Origin of the sequence: Rahnella sp. EDr1-12, assembly GCF_049206505.1 — a bacterium.
In the GTDB taxonomy this organism is placed as follows: domain Bacteria; phylum Pseudomonadota; class Gammaproteobacteria; order Enterobacterales; family Enterobacteriaceae; genus Rahnella; species Rahnella rivi.
In genome coordinates this window covers 188,850-200,497 of the sequence record NZ_JBLZNY010000007.1, presented here as the reverse complement: position 1 = coordinate 200,497, position 11,648 = coordinate 188,850, and the positions used below count along the sequence as shown (strand labels likewise).

The following is an 11,648-nucleotide window of genomic DNA, read 5'->3' as shown; positions in this document are numbered from 1 at the left end:
CACCCAGAGAGCAAGCTCTCCTGTGCTACCGCTCGACTTGCATGTGTTAGGCCTGCCGCCAGCGTTCAATCTGAGCCATGATCAAACTCTTCAATTAAAAGTTCGATTTGCTTAAACAAGTTAAGCGGTGCTCAAAAATTAACTTTCGTAATAATTCACTAAATGAATTACTGCTTGGTCACTCTTTAAGACTTGATATTTTTTGCCACCGAGGTGGCTGATATCGTCTTGTGAGTGCCCACACAGATTGTCTGATAAATTGTTAAAGAGCAGTGAGTTACGCGCTTTCGCTTGCTAACTCGAGGTGGCGTATATTACGCTTTCCTCATTCAGTGTCAACCGTTTATTTCATCCGGTCATCACTGTTTTTAATCTTTCCGACCCGGTTACTTCGTGATGTTGTTCACGTTGTTCCCTGTCGATGGAGCGGCATTATAGGGAGTTCGATTTGAATGGCAAGCGAATAAATACAGTTTTATTTCGTTTGCCGTTTTTTTATCCAAAGACCCTTATTTCTGCGCTTTTGCTATAAAGGAAGGCAATGCAGCAAGGCTTTCCAATACAGCGTCTGCTGCACTTTCACTTTCTGGTGTAACGGGCTTGCCGGTACGAACCAAAATCTTAGTGCCCACGCCTGCAGCAGCGGCTGCCTGCATATCCTCAAGCTTGTCTCCAATCATATAAGAAGAAGCCATATCGATATTCAGCTCTTCCCGGGCAGTTAAGAACATCCCAGGTAATGGCTTACGGCAGTCGCAAACCTGCGTAAACTCTTTAACGGAACCTTCCGGGTGATGCGGGCAGAAATAGATCCCATCAAGGTCGACACCGCGGTCGGCCAGTGACCAGTCCATCCACTCCGTCAGTGTCATAAACTGTTCTTCAGTGAACTTGCCGCGTGCAATACCCGATTGATTAGTGACGAGTACGAGCAAGAAGCCCATTTCCTTAAGTTTAAGACACGCATCGATGACACCGTCGATAAACTGGAAGTCATCGATTTCATGAACATAGCCGTGATCGACATTCAACGTGCCATCACGGTCGAGAAAGATTGCTGAAACAGGTTGTGCCACGAATTTGCTCCTGATGGCTGATTAACGGCGCCAGTATCGCATGTTTTACGGGTCAGTGAGAATGTTAACCTGGTTGACTTAGACGTCTAGACGCCTTAGCATCCACGACATGCTACGGGCTTATCCCCGCAGAGTTAATTTCACCACGTCACGTCAAAAAGACAGAATAAAAAATAATATGATTAAACTTTCAAACATCACCAAGGTTTTCCAGCAGGGTTCGCGCCAAATCGTCGCGCTCTCTGACGTGAGTCTTCACGTCCCTGCAGGACAAATATACGGCGTGATCGGCTCATCTGGCGCGGGTAAAAGCACATTAATCCGCTGCGTCAATTTGCTGGAGCGTCCGACCGAAGGCAAGGTACTGGTCGATGGCCAGGATCTGATGTCCTTCTCAGAGAAAGCACTGACCCGTGCGCGCCGCCAGATTGGCATGATTTTTCAACACTTTAATCTGTTGTCGTCACGTACCGTTTTTGGCAATGTTGCACTGCCACTGGAATTGGACAATTTGTCTTCAGCGGACATCAAAAAGCGCGTCTCTGAGCTGCTGAGTCTGGTGGGTCTGGAAGATAAGTATGATGCCTACCCGGCCAATCTTTCCGGTGGGCAAAAACAACGTGTCGCCATTGCCCGTGCGCTGGCCAGCAATCCCAAAGTGTTACTGTGTGATGAAGCAACAAGTGCTCTGGACCCGGCGACGACCCGCGCCATCCTGGAACTGCTGAAAGACATTAACCGCCGTCTGGGTTTAACCATCCTGCTGATTACCCATGAGATGGATGTCGTGAAACGCATTTGCGACCAGGTGGCAGTGATAAGCGATGGCAAACTGATCGAGCAGGACAAGGTGAGCGAAATGTTCTCCCACCCTAAAACTCCGCTGGCTCAGCAATTCATTCAATCAACGCTCCATCTGGATATCCCGGAAGATTACGCGGTACGCATGGTGCCGGAACCTGAAGCTGATCGTGTACCGCTGTTACGGCTGGAATTTACCGGCCAGTCGGTCGACGCACCGCTGCTTTCAGAAGCAGTTCGTCGCTTTGACATTAACAATAATATTATCAGTGCTCAGATGGATTATGCCGGCGGCGTGAAGTTCGGGATTATGCTGACAGAAATGCACGGTTCAGAAGAAAACACTCAGGCGGCGATTCAGTTCCTGCATGAGAATCAGGTGAAAGTAGAGGTACTCGGTTATGTCTGAGGCAATGATGTGGTTAATGGGGCGGGGTATCTGGGAAACGGTCATCATGACACTCACCTCCGGCTTCTTTGGGTTTGTACTCGGGCTACCTTTTGGCGTGCTGCTGTATGTCACCCGCCCGGGACAAATTGCTGAGAATAAGAACGTCTATCGCGTGATGTCTGCGCTGGTTAACATTTTCCGTTCTATTCCTTTTATTATCTTGCTGGTCTGGATGATTCCGTTCACTCGTATGATTGTCGGCACCTCGATCGGTTTACAGGCTGCCATTGTTCCGCTGACTGTGGGCGCAGCTCCCTTTATTGCCCGTATGGTTGAGAACGCATTACTGGAAATCCCAAGCGGTCTGGTTGAAGCCTCCCGCGCGATGGGTGCCACGCCAATGCAAATCATCCGTAAAATTCTGTTGCCGGAAGCCTTGCCGGGTCTGGTTAACGCGGCCACTATTACTCTGATCACCCTGGTTGGTTATTCTGCGATGGGCGGTGCTGTGGGTGCCGGTGGTCTGGGACAAATTGGTTATCAGTACGGTTATATCGGTTATGACGCCACTGTCATGAATACGGTATTGGTTCTGTTAGTGGTTTTGGTGTATTTAATTCAATTCTGTGGCGACCGCATCGTAAAAGCAGTCACGCATAAATAACGAAAAAACAGCTGTAAAACATAACCCTGTGTATATTTTTATCCGCTTATTGAGGAAAGGAAATGTCTAATAAATTCAAATCCATTGCCGTTGTTGGCGCGCTTCTGGGATCGCTGGCTTTGGTTGGCTGCGGGCCAAAAGAGCAGGATCCAAACCACATCAAAGTGGGCGTGATTGTCGGTTCTGAGCAGCAGGTTGCTGAAGTGGCACAAAAAGTTGCTAAAGAAAAATACGGTCTGGATGTTGAACTGGTGACATTCAACGATTACGTCCTGCCGAACGAAGCCCTGAGCAAAGGCGATATCGACGTTAATGCCTTCCAGCACAAACCTTACCTTGATCAGCAGATCAAAGACCGCGGCTACAAACTGGTTCCCGTCGGTAACAGCTTTGTCTATCCAATCGCGGGCTATTCCAAAAAAATCAAATCTGTTGATGAACTGAAAGAAGGCGATCAGGTTGCCCTGCCAAATGATCCGACCAACCTTGGCCGTTCATTACTGCTGCTGCAAAAACAAGGTCTGATTAAACTGAAAGACGGCGTTGGCCTGCTGCCGACCGTTCTTGATGTGACTGAGAACCCTAAAAACCTGAAACTGGTTGAACTGGAAGCACCACAGCTGCCACGTTCACTGGATGATGCAAAAATCGCACTGGCCGTTATCAACACGACTTACGCCAGCCAGATTGGTCTGACACCAGAAAAAGACGGTATCTTCGTAGAAGACAAAAACTCACCGTACGTAAACCTGATCGTTGCGCGTGAAGATAACAAAGACGCTGAAAACGTGAAGAAATTCGTTCAGGCTTACCAGTCTGATGAAGTGAACGCTGCGGCGAACAAAATCTTCAACGGCGGCGCTGTCAAAGGCTGGTAAAAACCGGCAGTGATGAATGCCATATTTATCTGCCATTCATCATGTAAAGACTCTTTTCAGAAATAAGTACAAGGCGGGCATATGCCCGCCTTGTTATTTCCTCAATACCTTGCTTCAATAACGCCACATTCATTCCTGTAAACATATTAAAAAGCAGAGGATTTACCATGCGTGCTTTACCTCTCTGTTTGTCGGCACTTTTGCTGGCGGGTTGTTCCCTGACTCAACACACACAGCCAACACCCATTGCACCTGTTGTTAAAGAAGAGCCAAAACCCGTCAAACCAAAACCGGCTCCAGTTCGTCCGGCCCCTGTGAAACTGTATAAAGATGCAGAAGCACTGGTCGGCACACCGTTCCGTGATTTAGGCGAAGTCTCTGGAGAATCTTGCCAGGCGGACCAGAATGATTCGCCTCCGAGCCTGGCCACAGCACGTAAAAGAATGCTGACCCGCGCTTCGTACATGAAGGCAAATGCCGTGTTGTTACATCAGTGCCAAATTCTCGGTGGCGTTCCAGGCTGCTTCCAGCAAGCGATTTGTCAGGGCTCTGCGTTGAACGTCACCTTTAAATGACCTCATTTTCTTTTGAGCAAATAGGGACAATTCATTCGCCCTACAAAGAGAAATTTGCAGTCCCACGCCAGCCTGGTTTGATCCAGGATGGCGGCGGTGAGTTACACCTTCACGCGCCGTATAACCAGCCTGAAGCGGTTCGCGGGCTGGAAGAGTTCAGCCATCTTTGGGTGATGTTTGTGTTTCATCAGACAATGGATGGCGGCTGGCGTCCGACGGTCCGCCCGCCTCGCCTTGGTGGCAATACGCGCACCGGCGTATTTGCGACACGTTCTACCTTTCGTCCGAATCCGCTGGGAATGTCGCTCGTTGAGCTCAAAGGGATCCACTGCCAGGGGCAACATGTCATTTTGCAACTTGGCAGTCTGGATTTGGTGGATGGCACCCCTGTTGTCGATATCAAGCCCTACCTGCCCTTTGCAGAAAGCCATCCTGAAGCCCGTGCGGGATTTGCTCAGCACGCGCCGCAAGCGGATATGCCGGTGGAATTTTCACCGCAGGCTGAAAAGCAGCTGGCAGATAATGTGCGTAAGTATCCCCATCTGCGCCGTTTCATCACTCAGGTTTTGGGCCAGGATCCTCGCCCGGCCTACCGCAAGGGTGAAGCAGCTGAACGGGATTACGCCGTTCGCCTGCTCGAGTTTAATGTCCGCTGGCGGGTTGTGGGCCCGGTGAATCAGGTATTGTCTCTCGGCAACGACTAAATTTCCTCTGCGTCTCTTTTGACAACAGCAACTCGCTGGTAAACTAAACCACTTTTTTACGTTTTGGCTGCCTGTGGCAGCCTGATTGCAATTTGCAGTGCTAACGGAATCAACACATCATGCGTACTACTCAATATCTGCTCTCTACTCTGAAAGAGACGCCAGCCGACGCGGAAGTCATCAGCCATCAGCTGATGCTGCGTGCGGGGATGATCCGCAAACTGGCTTCCGGCCTGTATACCTGGCTGCCAACCGGCCTGCGTGTTCTGCGTAAAGTTGAAAACATCGTGCGCGAAGAAATGAATAACGCGAACGCCATCGAGGTATCGATGCCGGTGGTGCAGCCCGCCGATTTGTGGCAGGAGAGCGGACGTTGGGAACAATACGGCCCGGAATTATTGCGCTTTGTTGACCGTGGCGATCGTCCTTTTGTACTGGGTCCAACCCACGAAGAAGTTATTACCGATCTGATCCGCAATGAAATCAGCTCATACAAACAGTTGCCGCTGAACTTCTTCCAGATCCAGACCAAATTCCGTGACGAAGTTCGTCCGCGCTTTGGCGTGATGCGCTCGCGTGAATTCCTGATGAAAGATGCCTACTCATTCCATACAACGCAGGAATCTCTGCAGGAAACGTATGATGCGATGTACGCAGCCTACAGCAAGATCTTCAACCGTATGGGTCTGGATTTCCGCGCTGTTCTGGCAGATACCGGTTCTATCGGCGGCAGCGCATCTCATGAGTTCCAGGTACTGGCGCAAAGCGGCGAAGATGACGTGGTGTTCTCTGACTCCTCTGATTTTGCAGCCAATATTGAGTTCGCGGAAGCACTGGCACCCGCTACTGCACGCCAGGCGGCCACGGAAGAAATGCGTATTGTTGAAACGCCAAATGCCAAAACCATCGCTGAACTGACAGAACAGTTCCAGGTTCCGGTGGAGAAAACCGTGAAAACCCTGATGGTTCACGCAACAGCTGAGAGCGGGCACAAACTGATTGCCTTGCTGATCCGCGGCGATCACGAACTGAACGAAATCAAAGCCGAAAAACTGCCACACGTTGCCACACCGCTGACTTTCGCTACCGAAGCTGAAATTCGCGAAATCGTTTCTGCCGGACCGGGTTCACTCGGCCCGGTTAACCTGCCAATGCCTGTCGTCGCAGACCGCACCGTTGCTGCGATGAGTGATTTCAGCGCAGGCGCAAACATCGATGGTAAACATTACTTCGGCATTAACTGGGATCGCGATACCGCGCTGCCAGAAGTGGCTGATCTGCGTAATGTGGTTGCAGGCGATCCAAGCCCGGATGGTCAGGGTACGCTCGTGATTAAACGCGGTATTGAAGTCGGCCATATTTTCCAGCTGGGCACCAAGTATTCAGAAGCGATGAATGCGACCGTTCAGGGCGAAGATGGACGTAATCAGGTGATGACCATGGGATGTTACGGTATCGGTGTGACCCGTGTGGTGGCAGCGGCTATCGAACAGAACCACGACGATCGCGGTATCATCTGGCCAGACGCCATCGCGCCATTCCAGGTTGCTATCCTGCCAATGAACATGCACAAATCTTTCCGTGTGAAAGATGCGGCAGAAGCGTTATACGCAGAGCTGCGCTCACACGGCATTGATGTGATCCTTGACGATCGTAAAGAGCGTCCGGGCGTCATGTTTGCTGATATGGAACTGATCGGTGTTCCGCATCAGGTGGTGATTGGCGATCGTAATCTGGACGCTGAAGAGCTGGAATACAAAAACCGTCGCACTGGCGAAAAACAAATGATCAAGCAAAGCGACATCGTTGCCTCTCTGCTGAGCCAAATCCCGCGTTAAGGATCTGACGCAGATCGTTCATGCATAAAAATGCCCGCATTGTGCGGGCATTTTCTTTTGCGGAGCAGACTCAGAGGCTGATGCTTAAGGGCAGGCCCTGGTCACATCAAACTTTACGTTTTTATCCGCCACGACAGCCTTGTGCATCTGCCCCTCTTCCATCGACGGTTCCGTCATGAAATGCCCGTCCATCGACACAAACACCAACTGATTGGGTGACTGGCGTGCGGCAAGATACCCTTCTTCCAGCGATTTATTGGCTGACATCGGGAACACTTTTCCGGTCGCACAGTCTTTGAAGGAAGCCGCGTCAGCACTGTACTGCATCATGCCGGTCAGCGTCATTGGCGTCTTCGGTAAACTCTGCTGAGTCGGTTTCAGCGTGTAATTGAGCGAAGACACAATCGGCGCGCCACTCGTATCGAGCATTTCGAGATTTTCATCTTTCGGATGGAAATAGCGTTTTTCACCCTTCGCATTGGTCAGAACCAGTTTATCCGCGGTTCTCGCCCAGTTGCCGTAACTGGCAAACGTTTGATTGCCGTCTTTGGTGTCCTGATAAACTTCCTGCAAAATGTACGTACCATCTTGTTGCAGGAACAAAGAAGTCTCCAGCCCGCCGCAATCAGCGCAAGGCAGAACACCGCTGTAACTTTGCTGCATTGCCTGCAACGGTTTTTCCTGATTATAGGCGGCGGTATGGCAGCCGAACAGTGATAACGCCCCGAGCGCAAGCACCGCTGTAATAATGATTTTTTTCACAGTCACTCCCCTACTGCTTTTTCTTCTTAGTACCGCGATAAAGATTGTCCTGCGGCACGATGTCGGGCTAAAGAACTTTGCCCCGTAATGCTTTGGTCGCCCCTTTGCGCACTTTACTCTCTACCCGACGAATTTTAGACCCGCGGGTCGGCTTGGTTGCACGACGCGGTTTTTCGACCACCAGCGCCTGTGCAATCAGGGAACTCAGCCGGGCCACTGCCGCTTCACGGTTTTGTTCCTGGCTCCGGTATTCCTGCGCCTTAATAACAACCCAACCATCAGCCGTCACCGAGTGATGATTAAACGCCAGCAGCCGCTCTTTGTAGTAGTCTGGCAAACTTGATGCCTTAATATCAAAGCGTAAATGTATTGCCGTTGACGTTTTATTGACGTTCTGACCCCCGTTACCCTGAGCCCGGATCGCGGTTAATTCTATTTCACTGTCTGGAATTTCCAGTTTACCCGAAAGGATGAACACGCTGATTACCTTGCTTCTTTTACGACAGACTCTTTCCATTCCGAAAAATGAATTTCTAAATTACTCTGAGCATCGGAAAGCCAAATAGTTCCGTCCTGTAAAGTCGCCTGTAAATCCATGGTTCTGCTGCCGAAAGCCGTGAGCTGAGTCAGCATTTCATCGTCAATATAACGGATGCGAAGATTCTCAAAACCTCTGACTTTCCCTTCAATTTGTGACCACCAGACCCTCGCAGCCCGCTCACCATAAGCGTAAAGCACCACTTCACGCGACTGGTTGCACGCCCTTTTCAGACGCTTCTCATCCGGTAAACCTAATTCAACCCACAACTCGATTCCGTTGTGATCATTTTTACGCCAGATTTCTGGTTCATCTTCGGCGCTTAATCCGCGCGTAAAGGTCAGCCGCTCATCGGCATGGTAAATCCACGCGAGCAAACGCAGCATCATACGTTGTTCTGTTTCTGAGGGATGCTGGGCCAGTGTCAGGTTGGCGTCGTGAAAGAAATTGCGATCCATATCAGCGATATTGATCACTGCTTTATAAATAGTTGCTTTTAACGCCATGGGAAACCTCTTGATGATAGACGCACAGTGTACTTGAAAGCGTCACGTCGCGACCAGTTTAACCCCGCAGGTCATCCTGAATAACCGTTTCAGCGCAAACGATAAACCTTTATAGGTTGGCTAATAACTGAGACTCTCCTGTGCTATAGTCGATAAATACTGAGAGCTTATCTTTCTGCGCTTTCCTCAGAGGGATACGCTTTTAAGGGAGAACCTATGCAGCAATACTGTGAGTTGGTACGCCGTAAATATTCAGAGATTGCCAGTGGCGATCTGGGATATGTGCCCGATGCGTTGGGCTGTGTATTGAAAGCATTGGACGAAGTGGCAGCAAACGCTGACCTTCCGTCCTCCGTTAGGGACCAGGCGGCCTATGCCGCCGCTAACTTATTGGTGAGCGATTATGTCAATGAATGATGAGTACCAACCCATCAATTGCGATGACTACGATAATCTCGAGCTCGCCTGCCAGAGTCACCTGGTGTTGACACTGAAGCTGCGCAGCGGAGAAGTCGTTGAGGCGAAGGCCAATGACCTGTTGATGCGTAAGAAAGTTGAATATCTGGTGGCCGAGGTGAACGGCGAGCAGCGCGATCTGCGTCTGGATTACATCGAGAGCTTTAGCCATCCGGAAATTGGCACCGTGGTGGTCAGCGCAGAATAGCGCAACTTTCCACCGGCCAAACTAACGGGCAATCTCAGGATTGCCCGTTTGCATTTCTGATACCCGACTATTTCAGCGGCGTCAGGCTTGCATAGTAAGCAGCCAAATCATTGATGTCCTGATCCGAAAGTGATGCCGTAAAGGCCTGCATCACCCCCGCTTGCCCGCCGCTGCGTTCGCCTTTCTTATAAGCATGTAACGACAGGGCCAGATAATCCCCATTTTGCCCGGCCAGATTCGGGTAGACAGGATTAGCCGCTTTGCCCTTTGCGCCGTGGCAAGCCGCACAGCTTGCCGATTTAGCCTGCCCATCAGCACTGTTTCCAAGCGCGCTATTTTCATTCGCGGCTACAGAAAAACTCACCAGCACCAGCGCCAAAACGCCCGCAACTACACGCATCACCACTCCCACGGGCAGAATTTCCGCCTAACTTGTTGATCTTAAATTTTATTTGGCAGCGGACCAGACGATCCGCCACTGCGCATCATGATTGCCGGCGACCGCCTGACGGGTGATAAACCAGCCCGGTGCGGCGATCAACTGCTCATTATAATAAATGAGGGGAATACGCTCGCGCTGCCAGGGCGGCACGCCTAACTCTGACCACAATTTTTTCGCCTGACGCGCACGGTCACGCCCGACTTTTTCTATATTGCCCTGCGCCTGAAATCTCACCGAGACACTCTCTTCTGCCCGCGGCTGGCGACAAATGAACGCTTCACCCGCCCCGGCAACATTGAGATCGACCGCTAAAAAACCCAGACCGTCCGGCAGGGTTAATGTCTGCGCCGTCTCCCAGCGGAGTATAAGCTCTTTCAGCGGCTGGAATTCGGGCAATAAATAGAGGCGCTGGCGGAAACGGCGAACCGTCGAGATGCCCAACCTTAACTGCGCCTGCGCATCTTCGCGGCTCAGCGCCACTTCATCCCATACTCTTTTCAGCTGTTCCCGGGAAGGCATTTTCGCGCCCTGTCCGGCCAGCCAGCGGCGTAATAAAGCAGAACGTCTGGCCTCAGAAAAGCCGAGCATTCCCTCAACGCAAAGGCTGCCCTGCGCATCTGTTAACGCACTAAGGGACTCACTTAGCAGTTCATCGAGCAAGGATTCCTGTTCAGCGCACAGTGCCGCGCTGCGTGCGGTGGCCTGTGCAAAGTGCGGCCATCGGTGGTACAGCAACGGAAGGACATTGAGACGCAGGAAGTTACGGTCAAAACGCGCATCCTGATTACTGTCATCCTCGATCCAGCTCAGCTGATTCTGCCGGGCATAATCTTCAAGTTGCTCACGGCTGAGTTCCAGCAGAGGCCTTAACAGCCGGTGCTGAGATGCCATGCTGTCTGCACTCATCGCCGATAAACCGGCGGGGCCGCTGCCGCGCTTTAGCGCCAGCATCAAAGTTTCGCACTGATCGTTCAGATGCTGCGCCGTGAGCAGAACTTCATCTTCCGTCAGATTGTCTGAAAATGCCTGATAACGCGCCGTTCTCGCTGCGGCTTCAATACCGCCATCCTGTGCATTCACCTTCACGTAAATGACTGAAAACGCGATGTGATGCCGGGCGCAAACCGTCTGGCAATGCGCCACCCAGCTGTCGGCCAGCGGGCTTAAGCCATGATGAATATGCAACGCGCGCAGTTGAAGATCCGGCAGATTTTCGCGCAGCTCTGCCAGTGCGGCCAGGAGCACTGTGGAATCAAGCCCGCCACTGAACGCGACACAAAGCTTTCGCGCACTGCCAATTTTATCCCGCAGATGCTCAGGCAGAGAAAACCTCGCCAGACGTGAATTCATAACGTTACCGGGATTCGTACAGTTCTAACGGCAAGCCGTCGGGGTCGGCGAAAAAGGTAAACTGCTTGCCGGTGTAAGGGTCAATACGTACCGGTTCACAGTTCACGCCAGCCTGAGTCAATGCAGTGATGGCCTGCGCGATATCATCAACGCTGAACGCCAGATGGCGCAACCCGCAGGCCTCCGGGTGGCTCGGACGCGCCGGCGGATGAGGAAAGCTAAACAGTTCGATGGTGTACTGGCCGTTAAGTGCCAGATCGGCTTTCCACGAGTCACGCTCTTCCCGATAAAACTCTTCTACCAGCGTGAAGCCCAGAATGTCGCAATAGAAGCTTTTGCTGGTCTGATAATCGGAACCAATGATCGCGATATGATGAATTTGTCGAAGGTTAAGCATGGATGATGTCCTGTAGATTCCTGGTGTGCACGTTACTCAGCGTATCCGGAGACGTCAATAAA

16 protein-coding genes and 1 rRNA gene are annotated in these 11,648 nt (G+C 51.3%); 8 read left to right on the top strand and 9 right to left on the bottom strand.

The annotated features are described in order from the left end of the window. A 16S ribosomal RNA gene (locus tag ACO0U8_RS21680) occupies positions 1-97 on the bottom strand; the annotation flags it as partial. Between the two features lie 412 nt (positions 98-509). Beyond that, the gene (gene gmhB, locus ACO0U8_RS21675) at positions 510-1,076 is read right to left on the bottom strand and encodes a D-glycero-beta-D-manno-heptose 1,7-bisphosphate 7-phosphatase (protein WP_136377186.1); all 567 of its coding nucleotides are present in this window, start codon (positions 1,074-1,076) and stop codon (positions 510-512) included. Positions 1,077-1,254: 178 nt separating this feature from the next. Between gmhB and metN the strand changes: the two genes are divergently transcribed. From metN to ACO0U8_RS21660, 3 genes are all read left to right on the top strand, one after another. Next, positions 1,255-2,286, top strand: coding sequence for a methionine ABC transporter ATP-binding protein MetN (gene metN / locus ACO0U8_RS21670; RefSeq protein ID WP_183850323.1), 1,032 nt, complete (start codon positions 1,255-1,257; stop codon positions 2,284-2,286). Further along, on the top strand, positions 2,279-2,932 hold the full coding sequence (locus ACO0U8_RS21665) for a methionine ABC transporter permease MetI (protein ID WP_015696115.1): 654 nt from the start codon (positions 2,279-2,281) through the stop codon (positions 2,930-2,932). The genes metN and ACO0U8_RS21665 overlap by 8 nt, the downstream gene beginning before the upstream one ends. Before the next feature lie 62 nt (positions 2,933-2,994). After that, positions 2,995-3,810: a MetQ/NlpA family lipoprotein gene (locus ACO0U8_RS21660; RefSeq protein WP_056781686.1), complete on the top strand. Its 816-nt coding sequence runs from the start codon at positions 2,995-2,997 to the stop codon at positions 3,808-3,810. A gap of 25 nt (positions 3,811-3,835) precedes the next feature. Here ACO0U8_RS21660 and ACO0U8_RS21655 read toward each other — a convergent pair whose 3' ends face one another. Continuing rightward, complete coding sequence (locus ACO0U8_RS21655) at positions 3,836-3,979, bottom strand: hypothetical protein (RefSeq protein WP_156362057.1); 144 nt, start codon at positions 3,977-3,979, stop codon at positions 3,836-3,838. Between ACO0U8_RS21655 and rcsF the strand changes: the two genes are divergently transcribed. The 3 genes from rcsF (at position 3,978) to proS (ending at position 6,927) form a co-directional block, all read left to right on the top strand. Further along, positions 3,978-4,385: an Rcs stress response system protein RcsF gene (gene rcsF, locus ACO0U8_RS21650; RefSeq protein WP_056781689.1), complete on the top strand. Its 408-nt coding sequence runs from the start codon at positions 3,978-3,980 to the stop codon at positions 4,383-4,385. The genes ACO0U8_RS21655 and rcsF overlap by 2 nt on opposite strands. After that, complete coding sequence (gene tsaA, locus ACO0U8_RS21645) at positions 4,382-5,089, top strand: tRNA (N6-threonylcarbamoyladenosine(37)-N6)-methyltransferase TrmO (protein WP_217203809.1); 708 nt, start codon at positions 4,382-4,384, stop codon at positions 5,087-5,089. Before rcsF ends, tsaA begins: the two co-directional genes overlap by 4 nt. A gap of 119 nt (positions 5,090-5,208) precedes the next feature. Continuing rightward, entirely contained in the window at positions 5,209-6,927 is a 1,719-nt protein-coding gene (gene proS, locus ACO0U8_RS21640; RefSeq protein ID WP_217203810.1) for a proline--tRNA ligase, read from the top strand. Positions 6,928-7,011: 84 nt separating this feature from the next. Here proS and nlpE read toward each other — a convergent pair whose 3' ends face one another. The 3 genes from nlpE to ACO0U8_RS21625 form a co-directional block, all read right to left on the bottom strand. After that, a complete protein-coding gene (gene nlpE, locus ACO0U8_RS21635) occupies positions 7,012-7,689 on the bottom strand; it encodes an envelope stress response activation lipoprotein NlpE (RefSeq protein ID WP_421671603.1) in 678 nt (225 codons plus the stop codon). Between the two features lie 67 nt (positions 7,690-7,756). After that, positions 7,757-8,206, bottom strand: a complete 450-nt coding sequence (arfB, locus tag ACO0U8_RS21630; protein ID WP_421671602.1) for an alternative ribosome rescue aminoacyl-tRNA hydrolase ArfB — start codon at positions 8,204-8,206, stop codon at positions 7,757-7,759. Then, complete coding sequence (locus tag ACO0U8_RS21625; RefSeq protein ID WP_056781698.1) at positions 8,173-8,733, bottom strand: YaeQ family protein; 561 nt, start codon at positions 8,731-8,733, stop codon at positions 8,173-8,175. The genes arfB and ACO0U8_RS21625 overlap by 34 nt, the downstream gene beginning before the upstream one ends. A gap of 216 nt (positions 8,734-8,949) precedes the next feature. On the opposite strand from ACO0U8_RS21625, the gene ACO0U8_RS21620 reads away from it, so the two are divergent. Next, a complete protein-coding gene (locus tag ACO0U8_RS21620) occupies positions 8,950-9,150 on the top strand; it encodes a YaeP family protein (RefSeq protein ID WP_056781700.1) in 201 nt (66 codons plus the stop codon). Continuing rightward, positions 9,137-9,397 carry a Rho-binding antiterminator gene (rof, locus tag ACO0U8_RS21615; protein WP_056781703.1) on the top strand — a complete coding sequence of 87 codons (261 nt, stop codon included), beginning with the start codon at positions 9,137-9,139 and terminating at the stop codon, positions 9,395-9,397. Before ACO0U8_RS21620 ends, rof begins: the two co-directional genes overlap by 14 nt. Positions 9,398-9,464: 67 nt before the next feature. On the opposite strand, the gene ACO0U8_RS21610 is transcribed toward rof, so the two are convergent. The 3 genes from ACO0U8_RS21610 to ACO0U8_RS21600 are packed head-to-tail and all read right to left on the bottom strand — an operon-like array spanning position 9,465 to position 11,586. Next, entirely contained in the window at positions 9,465-9,797 is a 333-nt protein-coding gene (locus ACO0U8_RS21610; RefSeq protein WP_414070532.1) for a c-type cytochrome, read from the bottom strand. Positions 9,798-9,845: 48 nt separating this feature from the next. Then, a complete protein-coding gene (tilS, locus tag ACO0U8_RS21605) occupies positions 9,846-11,189 on the bottom strand; it encodes a tRNA lysidine(34) synthetase TilS (RefSeq protein ID WP_421671601.1) in 1,344 nt (447 codons plus the stop codon). 4 nt (positions 11,190-11,193) lie between these two features. After that, positions 11,194-11,586, bottom strand: coding sequence for a VOC family protein (locus ACO0U8_RS21600; RefSeq protein WP_414070530.1), 393 nt, complete (start codon positions 11,584-11,586; stop codon positions 11,194-11,196). Positions 11,587-11,648 lie beyond the last annotated feature (62 nt).

What these genes read in the sequence shown, in the direction of transcription:
- metN (WP_183850323.1), top strand. Translation starts at nt 1,255, where the DNA reads ATGATTAAACTTTCAAACATCACCAAGGTTTTCCAGCAGGGTTCGCGC.
- ACO0U8_RS21665 (WP_015696115.1), top strand. Translation starts at nt 2,279, where the DNA reads ATGTCTGAGGCAATGATGTGGTTAATGGGGCGGGGTATCTGGGAAACG.
- ACO0U8_RS21660 (WP_056781686.1), top strand. Translation starts at nt 2,995, where the DNA reads ATGTCTAATAAATTCAAATCCATTGCCGTTGTTGGCGCGCTTCTGGGA.
- rcsF (WP_056781689.1), top strand. Translation starts at nt 3,978, where the DNA reads ATGCGTGCTTTACCTCTCTGTTTGTCGGCACTTTTGCTGGCGGGTTGT.
- ACO0U8_RS21655 (WP_156362057.1), bottom strand. Translation starts at nt 3,979, where the DNA reads ATGGTAAATCCTCTGCTTTTTAATATGTTTACAGGAATGAATGTGGCG.
- tsaA (WP_217203809.1), top strand. Translation starts at nt 4,382, where the DNA reads ATGACCTCATTTTCTTTTGAGCAAATAGGGACAATTCATTCGCCCTAC.
- proS (WP_217203810.1), top strand. Translation starts at nt 5,209, where the DNA reads ATGCGTACTACTCAATATCTGCTCTCTACTCTGAAAGAGACGCCAGCC.
- arfB (WP_421671602.1), bottom strand. Translation starts at nt 8,206, where the DNA reads ATGGAAAGAGTCTGTCGTAAAAGAAGCAAGGTAATCAGCGTGTTCATC.
- ACO0U8_RS21625 (WP_056781698.1), bottom strand. Translation starts at nt 8,733, where the DNA reads ATGGCGTTAAAAGCAACTATTTATAAAGCAGTGATCAATATCGCTGAT.
- ACO0U8_RS21620 (WP_056781700.1), top strand. Translation starts at nt 8,950, where the DNA reads ATGCAGCAATACTGTGAGTTGGTACGCCGTAAATATTCAGAGATTGCC.
- rof (WP_056781703.1), top strand. Translation starts at nt 9,137, where the DNA reads ATGTCAATGAATGATGAGTACCAACCCATCAATTGCGATGACTACGAT.
- ACO0U8_RS21610 (WP_414070532.1), bottom strand. Translation starts at nt 9,797, where the DNA reads ATGCGTGTAGTTGCGGGCGTTTTGGCGCTGGTGCTGGTGAGTTTTTCT.
- tilS (WP_421671601.1), bottom strand. Translation starts at nt 11,189, where the DNA reads ATGAATTCACGTCTGGCGAGGTTTTCTCTGCCTGAGCATCTGCGGGAT.
- ACO0U8_RS21600 (WP_414070530.1), bottom strand. Translation starts at nt 11,586, where the DNA reads ATGCTTAACCTTCGACAAATTCATCATATCGCGATCATTGGTTCCGAT.